Raw genomic sequence first — 19,796 nt, 5'->3', positions numbered from 1 at the left:
GCACCGAACCCGCCATGCAAGACACCCCGGTGCACCGCTACCGCCACTACAAGGGCGGCGAATACGAATGGCTGTGCGAGGCCACGTACGAGCCGGATCCCTCCATCAAGATGACGGTCTATCGCGCTGCCAACGGCACGATCTGGACGCGCCCGTCGACGATGTTCCACGAGATGGTGGAAGTCGACGGCCGTCAGGTGCCGCGTTTCGCGCGCATCGACTGAATGGCGAGCGATAGCGTTTCAGTACGAGCGGGCCTGCGGGCCCGCTTTACGTATTGGCGCGACTTGAGCGGCGTCTGGGCCGCGCGCCACGGCCAACTGGCGGCGGGGCTGCACGAGTTTGCCGTCTTCGGCATCAAGCAAGCGTGGGCCTGTCTGTTTGGCGGGTTGATGGTCGCCCTGCTGATCGGTACGCACCTCTGGTATCCGGCCGATGCGCCGATTGCCCGGTACGACGCGCTAACGATTGCCGCGGTCATCATTCAGATCGCCCTGCTTTGGCTGAAACTGGAAACTTGGGATGAAGCCAAGGTGATCCTGATGTTCCACGTGGCCGGCACGGGCATGGAGGTGTTCAAGACAGCCGTCGGCTCGTGGATCTATCCGGAAGCGTCATTGCTGCGCATTGGTGGCGTGCCGCTGTTCACCGGCTTCATGTATGCCGCGGTGGGCAGCTATATCGCGCGGGCGTGGCGCGAGTTTGATCTGCGGTTCTCACACCATCCTCCGCTGGTGGTCACTGCCCTGCTCTCGCTGGGTATCTACGCCAACTTTTTCCTGCACCACTACTGGTGGGATTTGCGCTACGTGCTGATGGCGCTGATTGCCGTGGCGTTTCGCCGCTGCTGGATTCATTTCCGCATTGACCGCGTGCACCGGCGCATGCCGTTCCTGCTCGGCTTTACGCTGGTGGCGCTGTTCATCTGGCTGGCAGAAAACATCGGCACATTCACACGCACCTGGCTCTACCCGAACCAGCTGCGGGGCTGGGAAATGGTGTCGATCGCCAAGCTTGGCGCGTGGTTCCTGCTGACCATCATGAGCTACGTCATGGTGACGCTGGTCAACCCGCCGCGGCCCGTTGAGGGTGCTTGAGATCAGCCAGTTCAGCGGGCGCCCGATCGCGCAGTTCGAACGTCACGCGCACACGGCGTGAGAGTTGCAGGTAGACGCCGCAGGTCAACAACATCGCCACGGCCACCACCACGCCATCGATCACGGTGGTGCGTGCACCGGCAACGCCGCCCGCCATCAGCATCAGCCCGATCATCGGGGGCAGCAGCGCCATGTGCACGATCGTGGCCAACCGGAACGCGCTGTCGTGCGTAGTGGCCAACACCAGCACCGTGACGCACGAGATCAGATAAAGCAGCGTGGTCAGGTTGACCGCCCCACTGCCCGGCGTGTTGGCATCGAAGAGATCAGCGCCGGCCAACTGCAGCGCATCGACCGACAAGCCCTGCCAGAACACCCACGTTGGCCCCGCGATGGCAACGGCCAGCACCCACGGCAGCCAGCCGGCAATGCCATATAGCGGATGGTGTTCTGCTTCGATCGGGTCAATGTCGACCCAGCGATGCGTCAGCATGATGCACCCCCAAAACAATGCGCGCCCGTTCTGGTAACGGGTGACTTCTGCAGGTGCCCGGCGGCACTCGCTTTCCCTCCTTCCAGCTTAGTGCTTGCCGCAATGCAAGCAAGCCGTCACCGCTTGGTGGAAACCACGATCACGTTGCCGCACACGGCAGGCAGGCGCGATCAAAAGTGTGGAAATTGGTACCGACGTGTCAGGTATCGCATGCCTGGGCGACCAACCTGCATAGCTCGCGTCCGAGCGGGTGGCCGGGCCGCTTGTGCCCGCTCTCTCGGATGCGCCTGCCAATACCGTTCATCGGACGGAACCCCACCAGGAGGTGTTGCATGCAACGAGAACTGTTCTCCCCGACGGCCCTGCAGAAAGCTGGGCAAGCCATCGTCTTCTATACCGTCGCACTGATTTTTCTGGGGTACGGTGCCTACAAGTTCACGGCGGTCGAGGCTGAGGCCATCTATCCGCTGACCAGCAATAGCCCGCTGTTTTCCTGGCTCTATAGCGTGCTCAGCAAGCAAGGGGTGTCCAACCTGATCGGCGTGGCCGAAATTGCGCTGGCGCTGGCCATGCTGTGGCGCGGCCACTGGCGCGTGCGCTTGGCCGGCAGCCTGGGGATCGCTGGCGCGCTGTTGAGCACGCTGTCGTTTCTCATTACCACGCCGGGCATTGGTCTTGATGGGTTCATCATCAAGGACGCCGTCTTGCTGGGTGGCGCGCTCTGGGCAGCCGGCGCTGCGTGGCAATCCGGCTTGGTGCATCCGCGCCAATCCGGCGCTCTGGCTTAGCCTATCGACGGAAAAGGCGCGGGCGATCCGGGTCGTACAGTGGGTCGGGCGTGATCTGCGTGAGCTGCAGCACGCCAGCCGGATCAAAGTAGAAATGCATCAGCGATGGCCAGACGTCGTCCGACTTGAAACGGTATGACCAGACGAGCCGGTCCATGCGGGGGAAATACGCCGTTTCGACCGGCTTGCCAAAGTGCCGCAGCACGTCGTCTTGGGTCCAGGTGCCGATCTTCGCCTGGGCAAACTCAAGGCTGCGCAGCACCTGCTTGAAGTCAATCAGCTTGCCGCTGGCATCGAAGTCCGCCGCGTAGGTGAACTGGCCATAGGGCTGCGTGGGATACAGCCAGCGCGTGCCGCCATCCAGGGGGTAGGACTCACGCGGCGGGCCAAACTGCGCCTGCACCGCAGATTGATCACTGCCGACCAGGCGCTGCCCCTTCGTCACTGGGGATTCCAACGCGGCACACCCTGCCAGCGTGGCCACCATCATGATCGCCGCCAGCCAACGCATTGCGCGCATGACAACCGCCTTCATCCTGTCTTTCGAGGGTGGACAGTGTAGCGCTGGCTAGCGGTTCAGCGTGCAAGCAACGGTGCAGTGTCGAGGTGTGCAGCAGCAAGGCGTGCATCTGCTTGCGGCAGACGCGGAATGGTGCCCAGATGCGGCGCCCCGATCCAACGGCGCAGGGTAGCGACGTTATCGTCCAGGCCAGCCATAGCCGGGTCGACCACGTTGCCAACCCAGCCCGCCAGGTGCAGCCCGCGCGCGGCGATCGCCTCGGCGGTCAGCGCTGCGTGGTTCAGGCAGCCCAGGCGCAGCCCGACCACCAGCACCACTGGCAGGCCCAGCGCCACGGCCATTTGTGCCGTATCAAAGTCGTCGGACAGCGGCACGCGAAAGCCGCCTACGCCCTCCACCACCACGGCGTCGGCCAGCGACTTGGCCTGCACGAATGCATCGAGAATGGGCGGCAGCGCAATCGTTACGCCTTCGCGCGCAGCCGCCAAGTGCGGCGACATCGGTGCATCCAGCAGCCACGGGCAAATCGTTGCCAGCGGCAGATCCACCGAAGCGGCGGCGCGTAGCTGCTCGATGTCTTCATTCGTGCGCGTTGGCGCGCCGGCGCAGTTGCCAAGCAAAGTTCCCGCCGCAATCGGCTTGAGGCCGGCGCTGCGGTAGCCGGCATCTGCAAGCTTGGTCAGCAATGCGGCACTGACCAGCGTCTTGCCGATCTCGGTATCGGTGCCGGTCACGAAACAGTCGAAACGCGGTGGCATATCAGGCAGCCTTGGCAGGCGAATGCAGCGACTGGCCGGCCGCTTCCAGCGCCTGTGCCAACCGTTCGATGTCGTCGTCAGTATGCGCGGCCGACAGCGTGATGCGCAGTCGCGCCGTACCGGCCGGTACCGTCGGTGGGCGGATGGCGGCGATGCGGATGCCTTCGCGCTCCAGTGCGGCGGCCAGTTCCAGTGCAGGCGCGTTCTCGCCGATGACGATGGGTTGAATGGCCGTGGGCGATGGCATCCACTGCCAGCCGAAGCGGGCCGCCAAGCGCTGCGCATGCGCGCTCCATACGGCGATATGGCGGTTCAGGCGCGCACGGCGTTCGGCGCCTTCCTCGCTCGCAATCACGTCCAGCGCGGCTTCCACGGCGCAAGCGATTGCCGGTGGCGTGGCCGTCGTGAAGATATAGGTGCGTGCGCGCTGGACCAGCCAGTCGATCACCATGCGGTGCGCCACGATGGCCGCGCCCGCGCCTCCCGCTGCCTTGCCGAATGTGCCGACGTAAACGAGACGCTCCGAATGCAGCCCGAAGTGCGACAACACACCCGCGCCGTTCTCGCCGAGCACGCCTAGACCATGCGCATCGTCCACGATGAGCCAGGCGTCGTAGCGCTCAGCCAGCGCGAGCAGTTCGGGCAGCGGTGCGATGTCGCCGTCCATGCTGAACACGCCATCGGTCACGATCAGCTTGTTGCGGCTCGTGCTTGCGGCCAGTTGCGCTTCCAGCGCAGCCAGATCGACGTGCGGATACACCTTAACGGGCGCCCGCGATAACCGTGCACCATCAATGAGTGAGGCGTGGTTCAGCGCGTCGGAGAAGATCGTGCAGTCTTGGGCCGGCTGGATGCCGCCAGACTGCGCCAAGGCACTCACCACGGCCAGGTTGGCCATATAGCCGGTGCAGAACTCCAGCGCATCCGCCTCGGGAATGTGCGGTGCCTGCAGCGCCGCCATGCGCGCCTCCAGGCGTGCGTGCGCAATCGAATGGCCACTGACCAGAGACGATGCTCCGCTGCCGAAACCGTACTGGCGTATGCCCTCCACCACCGCTTCGCCCAGGGAGGGATACGCTGCGAGGCCCAGGTAGTCATTGCCGCAGAAGCCGAGGATGTCGCGCGGTTCCCCACCCGGCACGCTGATGCGCTGGCTGCGGTCGGTCGGGCTATACGCGGTGCGGCGCACGCGACGCAAGTGGGCGGCGTCAATGGCGTCCAGGCCTGCCTGCAGGTCGTCAAGCAATCGCATAGGTTTCTCCTTCGTACGCATCGCCAGCATGGGCGAGCGTGTCCTCCAGGGTTTGCAGCGTGCGCTCGACCAGCGTGTCGGTTTCTGCGTCAGTCAACACGTAGGGCGGCAACAGATAGACGGTATTGCCGATCGGGCGCAGCAGCAGGCCGTGCGTGCGTGCAGTCAACGCAAAGCGTTCGGCAAAGCGCGCGCCGGCCACGTCGGGGTGCACGTCAAACGCGGTGATCATCCCGGTCTGCCGCAGATGCGCGAATCGTGCGTCGTGCGACAGCGGCGCCAGCCCCTGTGCGATGCGCGCGGCGGTTACGCGGTTGCGGGCGAATACGTCCTCCTCCGCAAACAGATCCAGCGTGGCAAGTGCTGCACGGCAGGCCAGCGGATTGCCCGTGTACGAGTGCGAATGCAGGAAGCTGCGCACCGGCGCGTCGTCGTTGAACGCGTTGTAGATGGCATCGCGCGACAGCACGATCGACAGAGGCAGATACCCCCCGCTGATGCCCTTGGACAGGCACAGCAGATCGGGCCACACGCCAGCCTGCTCGCACGCGAAGAAGGTGCCGGTGCGGCCGCAGCCGACGGCAATCTCGTCCGCAATCCAGTGCACGCCAAACGCATCGCACAGCGCACGCACGCCGCGCAGGTAGCTCACGTCGTGCATGGCCATGCCGGCGGCGCACTGCACCAGCGGCTCAATGATGACGGCGGCGATCGTGCCAGCGTTGGCGCTCAGGCAATCGCGCAACGCGGCCAGCGCGCGCTCCGCCACGTCGGCGGCGGTTTCGCCCGGACCGGCCAACCGTGCGTCAGGTGACGGCACACGGTGCGATTGCAGGATCAGTGGGTCATACGCATCGCGGAAGATCGCCACGTCCGTCACGCCCAGCGCGCCGAGTGTTTCACCGTGGTAGCCGTGTTCCAGGCAGATGAAGCGGTTGCGCGCGCCCTGCCCCGCGTTCCGATGAGCATGGAAACTCATCTTGAGTGCGATTTCCACCGCGGATGCGCCATCCGAGCCGAAGAAGCTGTGGCCGAGCGCTCCGCCCGTCAGGTCAATCAAGCGCTCCGCCAACTCGACCGCCGGGCGGTGCGTGGCGCCGGCCAGCATCACGTGCTCCAGCGAGTCAAGCTGTGTCTTGAGTGCCGCATTGATGTGCGGATTGGCGTGACCGAACAGGTTGACCCACCACGAGCTGGTGCCGTCCAGATAGCGCTTGCCGTCAAAGTCGATCAGCCACGGCCCCTGGCCGCGTGCGATGGGCAGCGGCGGCATGGCATCAAGCCGTGCGTTTTGCGTGCACGGGTGCCAGACGGCCGCACGGCTGCGCGCTTGCCACGCCGTGTTGGCGCTGGTCACGCCGTCGGCCCCAACCAGGCTGGGATGCGGAATGGGGGGGTACGCCATACGAGGCCTCCTCGAAACAGAACCGGGGGATTCGGCGGCGTATGGTAGGGGGCATGTTGATCAAAGAACAAGCCCACACGTTAAATGAAATTAGCTCCACATAAGAAGTAAAAGCAAGAAGAAGCGCACTTCTTCGCTAGACACTCAACCTCCTGCGCAGAACTCGCTGTTAAAAAATCTTTTGTGTTCCTCAAAAAAGATATTTATGAATCACATTTAACCGCTAATCAGTTAACCTCTGCGGCGCTAGCGGTGCCCTGTGCCACCAGCCAATCAAAGAACTGCGCCACATAGGGGGACCGCGGCTCGCCTGCCACACGCGACATCCACCAAGTGACGCCCTGCGAGCGCGCATAGCCTGGCAGCGCAACCAGGGTGCCCGCGCGCAGTCCTCCGTCTGCCAGGGTCTGTGACAGGCAGGCGATGCCCTCTCCGCGCTCAACGGCGTCGAGCACAAGCCGGGTGTCATCGAAGATGGCGTGCCGCGCAAAGCCAGCCAGTGGCCCGCGAAATACGGCGGCAGTCTGGTCGCTGGTCAGATCCTGCTCCGAGCAGACCACCCCGGTGTACTCCGGATGGCGCTCAATCGGCACCTGCGCGAGCTGTTCAGCAACACCGCGGCTGGCGACAGTCACCCAGGCGTCTGTCAGCAACGGCTGTTGCTGCAGGCTGGCTTGCGGCAGTGGCCGGTCGCTTATGACGATGTCCACGTCGATCTCGTCGACGAACCGCGCGGATTCATCGCAAGACAACAAGGGGCACAGGCCCGGCACGGCCGCGCGCAACGCGCCGATGCGCGGCATGAGCCAGCCACGCAGCAGCGGCGCCGGCGCGACCAACGTCACCAGCCCAGGGTCGAGATACGTGGCAATGCGCCCCAGGCCGCTGCGCAAGGTGTCGACCGAGCGTTGCACGCTGCGCTGCAGTACCTCTCCGGCCACCGTCAGCTCCACCCCGCGGCCGAGGCGCCGGAACAGCGGCTGCCCCAGTTGCTCTTCCAACTGCTGGACTTGATGGCTGACGGCCGATTGCGACAGACACAGCTCATCGGCAGCGCGCGAGAAATTGCCGTGGCGTGCAGCCGCCTCGAAACCCATCAGCAAGCGGAGTGAAGGGATCTTTGGATTAGCCATGAGATAACTTGATTAATAGAGGCAATAAAGCTCAATTTTTTTCAAGGCTTGTCATGGGCACAATGCGCCAACTTAACAACACATGACTTGCCCCGTCGTTTTCCCATGTCCCGCACCCGACGCCAGTTCCTCCATACCTCCATTTCCACCGCCTACTCCGTCATGGCTGCCTCGATGCTCGGCGCCTGCGGTGAAAGCATCGGGCAGGAAGACGGGCCCGCCTCCAAGCCCCTGCCATCCTCGGAGGCCTGGACCATGCCGGACGAGGCTCAGCCGCACGTCGGCACCTGGATGGCCTTTGCTGCATCGGATGCCATCTGGGGCAACCAGCTCAAGGGGCCGGTGCAGGATGCGCTCGCCCGCATCGCCAACGCGATCGCTCAATTCGAGCCGGTGTACATGCTGGTCGGGGAGCATGACCTGGCCACGGCACGCCAAAAATGTGATTCACGCGTCAATCTGATCGTGCAGGCCTTCGATGACTTGTGGATGCGCGATTCCGGCCCGGTTTTCGTAAAGGGCCCGCGCGGCGAATTGGGCGCCGTCAACTTCAACTTCAGCGGCTGGGGCGGCAAACAGGTGCACGCGCTCGACAGCCAGGTGGCGGCTGGTGTGGCGAGCCATACTCACGCCCGCTTGATCGGCACCAAGCTGGTACTGGAGGGCGGCGCCATCGAGGTGGATGGCAACGGCACAGCCATCCTGGCAGAAAGCTGCGTGCTCAACCGCAACCGCAATCCGGGCCTGACCAAGCCCGATTGCGAGCAGGCGCTCAAGAATCTGCTGGGCCTGCGCAAGATCATCTGGCTGCCGGGCATTGCCGGCCGCGACATCACTGACGGCCATATCGACTTCTATGCACGGTTTGCGCGCCCGGGCACGGTGTTCGCCGCCAGCGATACCGATCCCGCGTCGTACGACCATGCCGTGACCCGCCAGCACCTGCAGATCCTGCGTCAGGCCACGGATGCGGACAACAAGCCACTTACCGTCATTGAGTTGCCGGCGCCACAGCAAATCCGCCCGGCCTTCGACAACCGTGACTTTGCGGCCGGCTACGTCAACTTCTACGTGTGCAACGGCGGTGTGGTGATCCCCGAGTTTGGCGACAGTCAGGCGGATGCCTTGGCCAAGCAGCGCATTGCGGCGGCTTTTCCGGGGCGCCGCGTGGTGCAGGTCAACATCGACCCGATTGCGGCCGGGGGCGGCGGAATCCACTGCACCACACAGCAATGGCCCGCCTGACCGATTATTTACTTCCAGTGATGTTCAGAATGGACTGAAAGGTTGCGCTGCATCATTGCTCAACCCTAGGGATAACCCTATACTCGGGAAAACCCTAGAGACCGAGAGAAAACATCATGATCCAGCAAGCCTATTACACCCCGAAGTTCGCCGGCCAAGCCCAAGCTCAAGCCGCTCGCCGCCCGTCGCTGCTGCGCGCAGTCGTCAACTATTTCCGCAAGGGTTGGGATGACAACCTGGCGTACGCTGAAGTGGTTGGCAAGTCGGGTTCGTACCTCGGCTAAGCCCCGCGGCTGAACTTTCAGCCCAGCCGCAAAGGCACATCGCAAAAAAACGGCGCATTGGCGCCGTTTTTGTTTTTTGCCGCAGCGTGCTGACTCACCCTATCGGTCAAGGCTGGATCAGACGAATCTCGACCCGGCGGTTCATCGCGCGCCCTGCTGCCGTGGCGTTGGAGGCAACCGGGCTGTCCTTGCCGAAACCACGCACGATCAAATCGTCGCATTGCAGGCCATGCTCGCGCAGGTAGGCCGCCGCGCTGTCGGCACGGCGCTGCGAGAGCGCAAGGTTGTGCGCAGCGGAGGCACGCGAATCGGTGAAGCCGCTGATCTCGCCGTGTTTGAAGGTGATGCCACGGCTATCAGCAACAAGCTGGTCCAGCTTGCGTTTGGCCACGGGCGTGAGCGTAGCCTGGTCGGTATCGAAATTGGCATCCCCACCCAGATCCAGGCGTTTGACCATAACCGGTGTGGCGACTGGCGCCGGCACCGGCGCGGGCTCCGTCGCCGCGACAGGTTTGGCGGGCGCCTGCCCGCACTGGAAGGTCAATGTACGCACATCGGTACTGCGGCCGAACGGTGTCACCGGTTCCAGCGGGCGTACAGGCTGGTCGCCGCACATCTCTTTGGCCTTGTCGGTGCAGACGCTCTGCCCCTGGAGCAGACCATGGCATTCGACGCGGTACGTCGGCACGCCGTCTTGCGGGTTGACCTGATAAGCGTTGAAGGTTGGCCCCGACGCGCTTGAGCACGCGGCCAACGGCACGGCAAGGGTCAATACCCAAATTGCGGATGTCTTCATGATGAATGTGTACTGAGGAGCTCTGTGGATTGGGCGATGCGGCTTACCACTGCATGGACGCGCCCATGCCGAATGTCGTGCCGTTGCCGGGGCTCGTGCTGACCCCGGCCCGAACCTTGATGTTCTCGGTCACGCGTGCAGTGCCACCCACGGCCACGGCCTGATAACCGTGGTAGAAGCCCGAGCCGATGCCGAGCGAGAGCGTTTTGTCCTTGTCGACGTCGGGGATCATCGTCAGCGCGGTTGCCGCCGCAACCCCGGCATAGGCGTTGCGTGCCACGTTGTTGACGTTCTGCTGCAAGCCATTGAGCTGCTGTGTCACGTTGGCGTTCGACTGGCCGATCGCGGAGTTGAGCTGGCTCAGGTTGACGGCATCTGTGCTCTGCGTGCCGGCAGCCACATTGGTGATCTGCCGCTCGGCGCCGGCTGCCCCCACGCTCACCACGTTTGCCCGCCCGCTATCGCTGGAGTTGCTGCCCAGCGCAACAGAGTTGCTGCCCGTGCTGACGGCACCGCTGCCAGCAGCCGTGCTATTTGCGCCCGTGGCCAGCGGCGGCGTATAGGTGGTCGGGTTGCCCGTGATCCAGGTGTTGGCCGCAGCCTGCAGGCCTGACGACACATTGGCCGCTGGCCCTGTCCCTCCACCCACGTTGTTACCTAACCCGCCATTGCCGTTCCCTGCGTTGCCGTACGTTGGCGATGTCACCGCGCCGGTCGACGTGTTGTAGCTCGAACCGCCCCCAAGGTTGTTTGCCACCGTCGAGCCCAGGCTGTTGACCTTGCTGCTCAGCGCGGCAATGGCCTGATCGGCGGCGTTCAGTTGCGAGCCGTTGATCGCATCCGTGCTGCTTGCGTTGATCCGCCCTGCTGCCACATTGGTGATGGTGCGCTCGGCACCCGGCGTGCCCACACTGACCGTGCTGATCGGGGCGCCACCGGCAAACGTGTAGAGCGTTCCGTTGATCGTGGCAGACGGCGTGGCAACCGTTGCTGCAGTCACGCTGCCAGCGCCCAGTGCGATGTCGCCGGCATAGTTGGAGATGGCATTCGGACCGATCGCCACACTGTCCATGCCCAATGCCTGGCTGTCCGGAGCCGTGCTGTTGGCGTGGAAGTACTTGATGCCCGTGCTGTTGATGGCGTCCAGCGCCGCACCCACGTTATTGACGGTGGACGTTGTACCGTTGGCGTTGCTGACGGTGTAGGTCGGCCCTGTGACCGCGCCGGTCGACGGGTTGATGGATGCCCCGCCGCCCAGGCCAGCCACGGCACTACCGAGTTGGCCGACGTTCACGGCATCGGTCTGCGCGACGCCGGGGGCCACGTTGTGCAATGTCACCGGCCCGGTTGCTGCGCCCACCAGCGTCAGGTCTTGCGATGGCTTACCACCATTGGGCGTCGTGGGCGAAGACGGAGTGCTGTATTGCACCGGCCCCACACCGCCATTTGCCACGGAACTGACAAGATTGTTGATCGTCTGGTTGGTCGCATAGAGCTGCGAGCCGTTGACGGCATCCGTGCTGGTCGCGGAAACCTGCCCCTTCGCCACGTTGGTGATGACGGTGTTGGCTGCATTGATGCCGGTGATGGTCAGGCTCGGGCCGCTACCACCATTGGTGGTCACGCCTGTGGAGGTGATGCTCGTGCCGCTGGCAGCCGGCCCCACCGTCACGCTGCCGGCCACGTTGACGTTGTTGGCCAGGTTGAAGGTGACGTTGTTGCTCGTCGCTGACTTGCTCACCACGACGTTGCCGTCCGTGTTTTTGAGGTCAACGGTGCTGCCGGTGGCGCTGTTCGGGCCCACGTTGGTGGCGTTCGCACCTTGTGCACTGACATTCCAACCGGCACCGGCCGTCGCATTTACGGCGTTGAGCTGGCTGACATTCACCGCATCGGTCGGGGCTGTACCGGCCGCCACGTTGGTGATGACGGTGTTGGCTGCATTGATGCCGGTGATGGTCAGGCTCGGGCCACTCCCACCATTGGTGGTCACGCCTGTCGAGGTGACGCTCGTGCCGCTGGCAGCCGGCCCCACCGTCACGCTGCCGGCCACGTTGACGTTGTTCGCCAGATTGAAGCTGACGTTGTTGCTCGTCGACGACTTGCTCACGACGATATTGCCGTCCGTGTTTTTGAGGTCAACGGTGCTGCCGGTTGCGCTGTTCGGGCCCACGTTGGTGGCGTTCGCACCTTGTGCACTGACATTCCAGCCGGCACCGGCCGTCGCATTTACGGCGTTGAGCTGGCTGACATTCACCGCATCGGTCGGGGCTGTACCGGCCGCCACGTTGGTGATGACGGTGTTGGCGGCGTTGATGCCTGTGGTGGTCAGGCTCGGGCCCGTGCCGCCGTTGGTCGTCACGCCCGTCGACGTGATGGTTGTACCACTGGCCGACGGCCCCACCGTCACGCTGCTTGCCACATTGACGTTGTTCGCCAGATTGAAGCTGACGTTGTTGCTCGTCGACGACTTGCTCACGACGATATTGCCGTCCGTGTTGTTCAGGTCAACGTTGCTCCCGGTGGTGCTGTTCGGGCCTACGTTGGTAGCGTTAGCGCCCTGAGCGCTCACGTTCCAACCCGAGGCTGCCGCCGTCAACGCGCCTTGCACGTTGTTGTAGGTGTTGCCGCCCACGGTCAGGCCGGTGTTGATGGTGTTTGTGGTCGCGTTGTACGTGGACGTACCACCCAGCGCATTGGCCACCGTATTGCCCATCTGGTTGAGCTGACTGCCGTTGATGGCATCCGTGCTGGTGCTGCTGATGGTGCCGGCTGCCAGGTTGGTCAGCGAAACCGGTGCGGTATTGGCACCCGCGCCGCCTGCGCCCACCAGCGTCACGCTGTTGGTCGGCGCGGTGCCCGGCGCATTCGGCGTCGTGCTGCCCGGTGCGGCGGTGTACTGCACAGGCGAGCCGGCTTGCAACGCATTGACAGCGCCACCGACGGTCGTCTGTGTCGTGCCGTACACGTTGTATGTGGGGCCAGTGACCGTACCGTTGGCATTGATGGTTGCGCCACCGCCTAGTGCATTGACGGCTGGCGTCAGCTGGCTCACGTTCACCGCATCGGTCGGGGCTGTGCCCGCTGCCACGTTGGTGATGACGGTGTTGGCAGCGTTGATGCCTGTGGTGGTCAGGCTCGGGCCCGTGCCGCCGTTGGTCGTCACGCCCGTCGACGTGATGGTTGTGCCGCTGGCGGCCGGGCCAACGGTCAAGCTATTGGCGACGTTGACGCTGGGCGCCAAATTGAAGCTGACGTTGTTGCTCGTCTTCGACTTGCTCACGACGATGTTGCCGTCGGTGTTGTTCAGGTCAACAGTGGCGCCCGTCGGGCTTGCCGACGACACCGTAGTCGCATTTGTGCCCTGCGCACTGACGCCCCACCCTGCACCCGCACCCTGCACGGCGGAGTTGAGCTGGTTCACGTCGACCGCGTCAGTGCCATTCACACCGGGCGCAATGTTGGTGATGGCGTGGCCGCCGCCGTTGATGCCGGCGCTCGTGACACTCGGGCCGCCGATGATGGTCAGGCCATTGGTGTTGAGCACACTGTTGCCGGTCGTCACGCTGGTGAACGTTGGTGTCATGCTGGTTGCCAGCGTGATGTTCGAGCCGTTCTGCGTGATGGCGACGTTGTTGCCTGCGGTGAACGTTGCCGTGCCGCCCGGTGCGACATTGGTCACAGAGGTGCCGCTGGCCGTGCCGGTACCCGTCTGGGCAGTCGTCACGTTCCACCCCTTGTTCGCAACCGCGCTGACCGCATTCAACTGGTTGACGTCAACCGCATCCGTGCCATTCACGCCGGGCGCGATATTGGTCACGGCTAAGCCACCACCGTTGATGCCTGTGCTGGTCACACTCGGCCCGCCAGTGATCGTCAGACCGCCGTTGTTCAACGTCGAGTTGCCAGTCGTTACGCTGGTGAACGTTGGCGTCATGCTCGTTGCCAGCGTGATGTTCGAGCCGTTTTGCGTGATGGCGACGTTGTTGCCTGCCGTGAACGTCGCCGTGCCACCCGGTGCGACATTGGTCACAGAGGTGCCGCTGGCCGTGCCGGTACTCGTCTGGGCCGTCGTCACATTCCAGCCTTTGTTCGCAACCGTGCTGACCGCGTTGAGTTGGTTCATGTCCACGGCATCCGTGCCATTCACGCCGGGCGCGATATTGGTCACGGCTAAGCCACCACCGTTGATGCCCGCACTGGTGACACTCGGGCCACCAGCAATCGTCAGACCATTGGTGTTCAGCACGCTGTTGCCGGTTGTCACGCTGGTGAACGTTGGCGTCATGCTGGTTGCCAGCGTGATGTTTGCGCCGTTCTGCGTGATGGCGACGTTGTTGCCTGCGGTGAACGTCGCGGTGCCACCCGGTGCCACATTGGTCACGGAGGTACCGCTGGCCGTGCCGGTACCCGTCTGGGCTGTCGTCACGTTCCAGCCCTTGTTGGCAACCGTATTGACAGCAGCGATCGCCTGATTGGTAGCGTAGAGTTCCGAGCCGTTGACGGCATCCGTGCTGGTGGCGCTGACGCGGCCTGCTGCGACATTGGTGAGGGTGCGTTCCCCACCTGCGGTGCCCACGCTCACCGTGCTGGTCGGGCTGGTGCCCGCCACGGCATAGGTCGTGCCTGCCACGGTCACGCTTGCGGTGCTCACAGCGGCAGCCGTGGAGGAACCCGAACCCAGTGCCACATCCTTCGTAAAGTTGGCAACCGCCCCGTTGCCCAGGGCAACACTATTCCCCCCGACAGCGGATGCCGATGTACCAAGTGCCGATGCGCCTGCCCCCGCACTCGAAGAGCCCGCACCAATGGCAATGGCACTGCTGCCCGTGGCCGACGCCCCGGCCAAGCCTGCAGTTGTAGACCCAGCCGTACCCGAGCCAATAGCGATCGCGCTTGTGCCGCTTGCCACGGCGCCTGCACCGCCCGAGCCTGCAGCTGCAGAACCCCCTGCTCCACCATCACCGAGCGCAATGGAGCCCGAGCCGGTTGCCGCGGCACCTGCGCCTCCGGTCGCGCCCGCGGCCGAACCACCCGTGCCGCCGGCACCGATCGCAATCACACCCACACCCGACTTCGCCTGCGCGCCAGCGCCTCCCGCAGCCACGCCACCCGCGCCAGCGGAGCCCACTGCAATTGCGCCCGCCGTTGCGGCCGAAGCGCCACCGCCCACGGCAAACGACGCATTGCCCGTGGCACTGGAGCCAACCGTACCGTTGCCGCCCAACGCCACCGAGCCAACACCGGACGAAGTGGCGGAATAGCCCAGCGCCACGGAACCTGTATTCGTGGCGGCGGAAGACTGGCCGATTGCGGTGGATTCATTGCCGGTCGCTTTTACGCCGGCGGCATTCGCATGTCCGCCGATCCCGATCGCATCGACGCCCGTCGCCACTGCCTGGTCACCGATGGCGACTTGAGAACCCGTGCCGTTCGCATTGGAGGTCGCGCCGATGGCAATCGGCGATGTGCCGCCATTGGGGTTGCTGCTCAACGCCTGCGCACCCTGCCCGATGGCGATGGCACCGTTCTGAAACGCCGTGCCTGATGTACCGGCCTTTGCGCTGCCGATGGCGATGGCGCCAGCACTCGTCGAGCCGCCCGTGGCTGCCGCGCCGCTGCCGATGGCAACAGAAGCCGCACCCGATGCACTGGCGGCATTCGCGCCGGTACCGCTGCCGATGGCCACAGCGGTGCCCGTTGCCGTGCCGAACGTGCCATTCGTGTACTGGGCATGGGCGGTGCCGCCAAGCAGAGTCGCCAGCACCAACGCGATGGCGGACTTCCTGTGCCGACCCCCGCCTGCCTGCAAGACACGCGCACCAACGGTCTTACCCCGTGCCGTGCCGGTCTTGCCTCCGCCGCAACATGTCTCTGCCACCACAACCGTCAGGTTTCTGACGGCGCTGTGTTTTGTCTTATAGATCAGGTTCACTTCACTTCCCCAAAAAGCGCATTACTCAGAAGCGGCGCGATAAAAATGCGTCGTTCTGCTTTTCTTGTTGAATGCTCGGCTGCCGTATGTGACGTGCCTCCGATTTCATCGGAGCGGGTGGCATTCGCATTCTTGAAGCAAATGTAATAAGGGGAAGCGCTTTCAATGCAAAGCTTTCACAAGCAACTGTGATGCAATGTCAAATATCGGCAGAGTGATTCACTTTACGGCTTTCTCAACGCAAAAATGTAGAAAATGTGAAGCCATCGACAGGCGGATTCGTCGACTCGAAAGAAAAGATGTTGAGAACTGAGGCGCACAAAGGCCCGGCGGCTATCTAGACATGCTGGCCGCGGAAATCGCCTCAGGGCGCTGGACTGCGGCCGCTGGAGGAAAGCGGCGATAACGAGAAAATTGCTGGTCGCGTTGGGATTCCGTTTGAACCCATCCGCTCAGAGTCGCCGACAAAATGCCATTGCCCATCCGACTCCGCTCGAAAACTCAGTAACTTATAGGTAATACCCCCCTTTTTCAGGTGCGCGGCGTAATCGACATTGGCATAGAGGCCGTCCGGAATATCGCGATCATTCTTATATTCGATACGAACGATGGATGCCCAACCATGATCCAGTATCCCGCCATCGTCTCGGTGGGTGGCTTGCATCTGCTGGACGAACGCCTCTTTGCTGACAACCGCTCGAACCAAGGGTGCGGCCCCGTCCCAGACGGCGCCGTATTGCCCCATCTCCAGCTGGCCAACAATGCGATCCGCCAGCTGCAGGATTTCGTCGGCAGACGTTCCAGGCGCCGCCTGTACCTGTGCCTGCACCGTCGCCGATATCAGCATGCCAAGAGCAAGGAGACCGCTCCGAAAAGCCCACCCATCACGCGTCATGCGCTCTCCAGTCGGTACCCGGCCCCGTACACCGAGATCAGTTTCACGCCGTTTCCTGGGTTCAGTCCCAGCTTCAGCCGGATCTGCGAGATATGTGTGTCCAGCGTGCGGGACTCCCCCGCATAGGACTCGCCCCAGATTGCGCTCACCAGATAGTCTCGCGTCAGGAGCTTTCCCTTGCGGGAGAAAAGCTTGTAGGCAAGCTCGTACTCCTTGCTTGTGAGCTTGATCTCCCGACCTTCCACAAAGGCAACACGACGTGCGTTGTCGAACTTGAACGCTCCCAACTCGAGCGTGCTCGCTGCCTCTTCTTGATACAGCCGTCTCAAGATGGCTTCGATTCGAGCCTCGAGGACAGCGGCGCTGATCGGCTTGATGATGTAGTCATCTGCACCCTGACGCAGGGCGGCCACGATCTCCGACTCGAACGCCGCGCTTGTTACGAAAGCAACGGGCGTTCGATCTTCTTTTTTCTGCCTCAGCCAAAGCAGTATCTCCATCCCTGACATTCTTGGAACATGCCAGTCAAGAATCAAGAGATCATAAGACTCGCGCTGCAGATTCTTGAATATCTGCATGCCGTCTGAGAATGAAACGCAAACATGCCCTAGACGATCAATCACTGATTCCATCAGCGAAAGAAATCCAGGATCGTCTTCCAATACAGCGATCCGCATTGCTACTTCCCCGTTGACTTAGATATCGTTATTTATTTTTAATAATCGATACTATGTACAGCACCAGTCAGCCGCTTTCTTTTTCAGGAAAATTCCTTGTTGAAGCAACGTGACAAGGCTAGAAATAGCATGCCTATCGCGGTGAAATTCCAAACAATTGCAAGATCCTGGCGCCCTTGTTTCATCCATGGTCAGGCGACCGTTTGAAACCGGTGGCGGTGTCAGCTTTTCATCGGAAGATGTTTGCGCAAATGCCTATTCGATCACTCCCATGAAGCCATTGTGAGATCAGGCCTCATGAGAACCCAGATGGATGGCATGCGGAGGCGCTACTGAACCATTGGTATCGCCGCAGATAAAAAACAATCACAATGTGAACCAATCTTGGATATCACGACCGTGGTAACGCATTCGACATTGAGATAAGGCATAGCAGGACACTGCGGGTCGTCAGCGAATAGGCCGCGGCATTTGACAAAGCCTTGCTTTCCTCACAATTGCAATGCTTAACCTGAACGAATCGAACTGCTGCCTCACCCCCCTTTTAGCAGTTCGGTTCCCCGTCGCATGAATGTCCATTCATGCCACGTTGTGCAGCGCCAAGCGGCGTGCCCGCTTGGCGTTTTTTTTATCGTTACCCACCGGGGCTGAAGTGTGTCCCTGACTAGCCCAGGTCTCCGCCGCCAACCGGCAGCACCGTCCCGGTGATATAGGAGGCTTCGTCCGACGCGAGAAAGAGGATGGCCCGCACCTGCTCGTCGATCGTGCCGTAGCGGTGCATCAGGCTGCTGGCAAGGGTCTGGTCGACGATGCCCTGGTACCAGACGGTTTCCTGCTCCGACATGGGCGCCGCGTTGCGCGGGATCTTGCGCGGTGGTGCCTCGGTGCCGCCCGTGGCGACGGCGTTGACGCGGATGTTGTCGTCCGCGTGCTCCAACGCCAGACTGGCCGTGAGCGCATTCACGCCGCCCTTGGCCGCCGAATACGGAATCCGGTAGATACCGCGCGTGGCAATCGACGACACATTCACGATCACGCCCTGCTTGCGCTCCACCATGTGCGGCAGCACCGCGCGGCAACACCACAGTGTCGGGAACAGCGAGCGACGAATCTCCGCCTCGATCTGCCCTTCTTCGTAGTGCTGATACGGCTTGGCCCAGATCGTGCCGCCAACGTTGTTGATGAGCACGTCGATGCGACCGAAGGTGTCGAGTGCGGTCTGCACGGCGTGCTGGGCGCCGGCGTAGGTTTCCAGATCCGCCGTGACAGCGTGCGCCTGCCCGCCGGCTGTGGCGATTTCGGCTTGCACTTCGTAGACCAGTTCGGCGCGGTCCACCAGCAGCACCTTGGCGCCCTCTTCTGCGGCAGCCAGTGCCACGCCACGCCCAATACCCTGCGCCGCGCCGGTCACGACGACGACCTTGCCTGAGAATCGTTGCATGCTCATGCCGCCTTTGCGTTTGGTACCGCGTTGGGCGTGAACTTCTCGTAGTGGAAGCTGTTGGGTTTCACACCTGCGTCGTCGAAGTATTTGCGCACGGCATCGACCATCGGCGGCGGCCCACACAGATAGACATCCACGTCACCATCGTTCAGCGCGTCGGCTGGGATGTGCTGCGTCACCCAACCCTTGCGCGGATGGCTCGACGCGGCATCGGCAACGACGGTGGCGTAGCTGAAATTCGGCAACCGCGCCGCGTAGGCATGGATGGCCTCGACCTGCACGAGGTCAAGGTCACGCGTCACGCCGTAGATCAGATGCACCTTCTGCTGCGAGTTGGCGCGCGCCAGCACCTCGAGCATCGACAGGAACGGCGCGAGGCCCGTGCCGCCAGCCAGGAACAACAACGGGCGCTGCACATCACGCAGATAGAAGCTGCCCAGCGGGCCCTGCAGATCGAGCTTGTCGCCCGGCTGTGCGGTTTCGAGCCAGTTGCTCATCACGCCGCCGGGGATCTTCTTGATCAGGAAGCTGATCTTCGTTTCACCGGGCGCCGAAGAGAACGAATACGAACGGTGCTGGCCGCTGCCGGGCACGCCAATGTTGACGTACTGGCCAGGCAGGAACACCGGCGCAGTCGCATCGACATCCAATTCGAGCACGACGGCGGCATCGTTGTGCTGCTCGACTTTGGACAGCGTCGCCCCGAAGCTGCTTTGCCCGGTCTTGCACGAGGTCGAGGTAGTCGGCACCGCGATCACGCAATCGCTTTGCGGCACCATCTGGCACGTCAGGACGAGGCCGGTGTTCTTCTCATCCTCGGTCAGGGCGTCTTCGATGTAGTCGTCACCGAGGTCGTAGCTGCCGCTTTCGGCACGGCACTTGCACGTGCCGCAGACGCCATCGGAGCAATCCATCGGCAGGTTGATCTTGGCGCGAAAAGCGGCATCGAGCACCTTCTCGCCCGCCTTGCAATCGATGAACCGCGTGACGCCGTCCTCGAAATTCAGTGCAACTGTGAAACTGGACATGGGATACCTCCGCTGCCTCTTGTGCGTGACCTATACGTGGGTGCGA

At 62.9% G+C, this 19,796-nt stretch carries 17 protein-coding genes; 5 read left to right on the top strand and 12 right to left on the bottom strand.

Annotation, left to right across the window (positions count from 1 at the left end; translation table 11 throughout):
* Positions 1–14 precede the first annotated feature (14 nt).
* Entirely contained in the window at positions 15–224 is a 210-nt protein-coding gene (locus C404_RS40440; protein WP_021194478.1) for a DUF1653 domain-containing protein, read from the top strand.
* Complete coding sequence (locus C404_RS40435) at positions 225–1,097, top strand: DUF817 domain-containing protein (protein WP_031329246.1); 873 nt, start codon at positions 225–227, stop codon at positions 1,095–1,097.
* Here C404_RS40435 and C404_RS40430 read toward each other — a convergent pair.
* Positions 1,066–1,590: a hypothetical protein gene (locus tag C404_RS40430; RefSeq protein ID WP_021194476.1), complete on the bottom strand. Its 525-nt coding sequence runs from the start codon at positions 1,588–1,590 to the stop codon at positions 1,066–1,068. The genes C404_RS40435 and C404_RS40430 overlap by 32 nt on opposite strands.
* 332 nt (positions 1,591–1,922) lie before the next feature.
* On the opposite strand from C404_RS40430, the gene C404_RS40425 reads away from it, so the two are divergent.
* On the top strand, positions 1,923–2,378 hold the full coding sequence (locus C404_RS40425) for a DUF417 family protein (RefSeq protein ID WP_021194475.1): 456 nt from the start codon (positions 1,923–1,925) through the stop codon (positions 2,376–2,378).
* Between the two features lies 1 nt (position 2,379).
* On the opposite strand, the gene C404_RS40420 is transcribed toward C404_RS40425, so the two are convergent.
* From C404_RS40420 to C404_RS40400, 5 genes are all read right to left on the bottom strand, one after another.
* The gene (locus C404_RS40420; protein ID WP_031329245.1) at positions 2,380–2,898 is read right to left on the bottom strand and encodes a hypothetical protein; all 519 of its coding nucleotides are present in this window, start codon (positions 2,896–2,898) and stop codon (positions 2,380–2,382) included.
* Positions 2,899–2,954: 56 nt separating this feature from the next.
* Positions 2,955–3,656, bottom strand: coding sequence for a dethiobiotin synthase (bioD, locus tag C404_RS40415; protein WP_021194473.1), 702 nt, complete (start codon positions 3,654–3,656; stop codon positions 2,955–2,957).
* A gap of 1 nt (position 3,657) precedes the next feature.
* Positions 3,658–4,908 (bottom strand): 8-amino-7-oxononanoate synthase, encoded by a 1,251-nt coding sequence (bioF, locus tag C404_RS40410; RefSeq protein ID WP_021194472.1) that lies wholly within the window; start codon positions 4,906–4,908, stop codon positions 3,658–3,660.
* Complete coding sequence (bioA, locus tag C404_RS40405) at positions 4,895–6,313, bottom strand: adenosylmethionine--8-amino-7-oxononanoate transaminase (RefSeq protein WP_021194471.1); 1,419 nt, start codon at positions 6,311–6,313, stop codon at positions 4,895–4,897. The genes bioF and bioA overlap by 14 nt, the downstream gene beginning before the upstream one ends.
* A gap of 227 nt (positions 6,314–6,540) precedes the next feature.
* Entirely contained in the window at positions 6,541–7,446 is a 906-nt protein-coding gene (locus C404_RS40400) for a LysR family transcriptional regulator (RefSeq protein WP_031329243.1), read from the bottom strand.
* 105 nt (positions 7,447–7,551) lie between these two features.
* Between C404_RS40400 and C404_RS40395 the strand changes: the two genes are divergently transcribed.
* Together C404_RS40395 and C404_RS60450 are read left to right on the top strand one after the other, a co-directional pair.
* Entirely contained in the window at positions 7,552–8,691 is a 1,140-nt protein-coding gene (locus C404_RS40395) for an agmatine deiminase family protein (RefSeq protein WP_031329242.1), read from the top strand.
* A 116-nt stretch (positions 8,692–8,807) separates the two neighbouring features.
* A complete protein-coding gene (locus C404_RS60450; protein WP_021194468.1) occupies positions 8,808–8,975 on the top strand; it encodes a hypothetical protein in 168 nt (55 codons plus the stop codon).
* Between the two features lie 106 nt (positions 8,976–9,081).
* On the opposite strand, the gene C404_RS40390 is transcribed toward C404_RS60450, so the two are convergent.
* The 6 genes from C404_RS40390 to benC all read right to left on the bottom strand — a co-directional run bounded on the left by C404_RS40390 (position 9,082) and on the right by benC (position 19,750).
* Complete coding sequence (locus tag C404_RS40390; protein WP_031329240.1) at positions 9,082–9,771, bottom strand: OmpA family protein; 690 nt, start codon at positions 9,769–9,771, stop codon at positions 9,082–9,084.
* 43 nt (positions 9,772–9,814) lie between these two features.
* Positions 9,815–15,538: a hypothetical protein gene (locus tag C404_RS59925; RefSeq protein WP_160170174.1), complete on the bottom strand. Its 5,724-nt coding sequence runs from the start codon at positions 15,536–15,538 to the stop codon at positions 9,815–9,817.
* A gap of 532 nt (positions 15,539–16,070) precedes the next feature.
* Complete coding sequence (locus C404_RS58840) at positions 16,071–16,601, bottom strand: DUF4019 domain-containing protein (protein ID WP_021194465.1); 531 nt, start codon at positions 16,599–16,601, stop codon at positions 16,071–16,073.
* Positions 16,598–17,278, bottom strand: coding sequence for a response regulator transcription factor (locus C404_RS40380; protein ID WP_031329236.1), 681 nt, complete (start codon positions 17,276–17,278; stop codon positions 16,598–16,600). Before C404_RS40380 ends, C404_RS58840 begins: the two co-directional genes overlap by 4 nt.
* A gap of 664 nt (positions 17,279–17,942) precedes the next feature.
* Complete coding sequence (locus C404_RS40375; protein ID WP_021194463.1) at positions 17,943–18,725, bottom strand: 1,6-dihydroxycyclohexa-2,4-diene-1-carboxylate dehydrogenase; 783 nt, start codon at positions 18,723–18,725, stop codon at positions 17,943–17,945.
* A complete protein-coding gene (gene benC, locus C404_RS40370; RefSeq protein ID WP_021194462.1) occupies positions 18,722–19,750 on the bottom strand; it encodes a benzoate 1,2-dioxygenase electron transfer component BenC in 1,029 nt (342 codons plus the stop codon). Before benC ends, C404_RS40375 begins: the two co-directional genes overlap by 4 nt.
* Positions 19,751–19,796 lie beyond the last annotated feature (46 nt).

Source organism: Ralstonia sp. AU12-08, from assembly GCF_000442475.1.
Lineage (GTDB): Bacteria > Pseudomonadota > Gammaproteobacteria > Burkholderiales > Burkholderiaceae > Ralstonia > Ralstonia insidiosa.
This window is presented reverse-complemented; position numbering and strand designations above follow the sequence as displayed.

Bases quoted from the DNA above. Each gene is read 5' to 3' on its own strand.
- bioD (WP_021194473.1), bottom strand. From the start codon at position 3,656: ATGCCACCGCGTTTCGACTGTTTCGTGACCGGCACCGATACCGAGATC.
- C404_RS40420 (WP_031329245.1), bottom strand. From the start codon at position 2,898: ATGCGCGCAATGCGTTGGCTGGCGGCGATCATGATGGTGGCCACGCTG.
- C404_RS40380 (WP_031329236.1), bottom strand. From the start codon at position 17,278: ATGCGGATCGCTGTATTGGAAGACGATCCTGGATTTCTTTCGCTGATG.
- bioF (WP_021194472.1), bottom strand. From the start codon at position 4,908: ATGCGATTGCTTGACGACCTGCAGGCAGGCCTGGACGCCATTGACGCC.
- C404_RS60450 (WP_021194468.1), top strand. From the start codon at position 8,808: ATGATCCAGCAAGCCTATTACACCCCGAAGTTCGCCGGCCAAGCCCAA.
- C404_RS58840 (WP_021194465.1), bottom strand. From the start codon at position 16,601: ATGACGCGTGATGGGTGGGCTTTTCGGAGCGGTCTCCTTGCTCTTGGC.
- bioA (WP_021194471.1), bottom strand. From the start codon at position 6,313: ATGGCGTACCCCCCCATTCCGCATCCCAGCCTGGTTGGGGCCGACGGC.
- C404_RS40395 (WP_031329242.1), top strand. From the start codon at position 7,552: ATGTCCCGCACCCGACGCCAGTTCCTCCATACCTCCATTTCCACCGCC.
- C404_RS40400 (WP_031329243.1), bottom strand. From the start codon at position 7,446: ATGGCTAATCCAAAGATCCCTTCACTCCGCTTGCTGATGGGTTTCGAG.
- C404_RS40440 (WP_021194478.1), top strand. From the start codon at position 15: ATGCAAGACACCCCGGTGCACCGCTACCGCCACTACAAGGGCGGCGAA.
- C404_RS40435 (WP_031329246.1), top strand. From the start codon at position 225: ATGGCGAGCGATAGCGTTTCAGTACGAGCGGGCCTGCGGGCCCGCTTT.
- C404_RS40375 (WP_021194463.1), bottom strand. From the start codon at position 18,725: ATGAGCATGCAACGATTCTCAGGCAAGGTCGTCGTCGTGACCGGCGCG.
- C404_RS40390 (WP_031329240.1), bottom strand. From the start codon at position 9,771: ATGAAGACATCCGCAATTTGGGTATTGACCCTTGCCGTGCCGTTGGCC.
- benC (WP_021194462.1), bottom strand. From the start codon at position 19,750: ATGTCCAGTTTCACAGTTGCACTGAATTTCGAGGACGGCGTCACGCGG.
- C404_RS40430 (WP_021194476.1), bottom strand. From the start codon at position 1,590: ATGCTGACGCATCGCTGGGTCGACATTGACCCGATCGAAGCAGAACAC.
- C404_RS40425 (WP_021194475.1), top strand. From the start codon at position 1,923: ATGCAACGAGAACTGTTCTCCCCGACGGCCCTGCAGAAAGCTGGGCAA.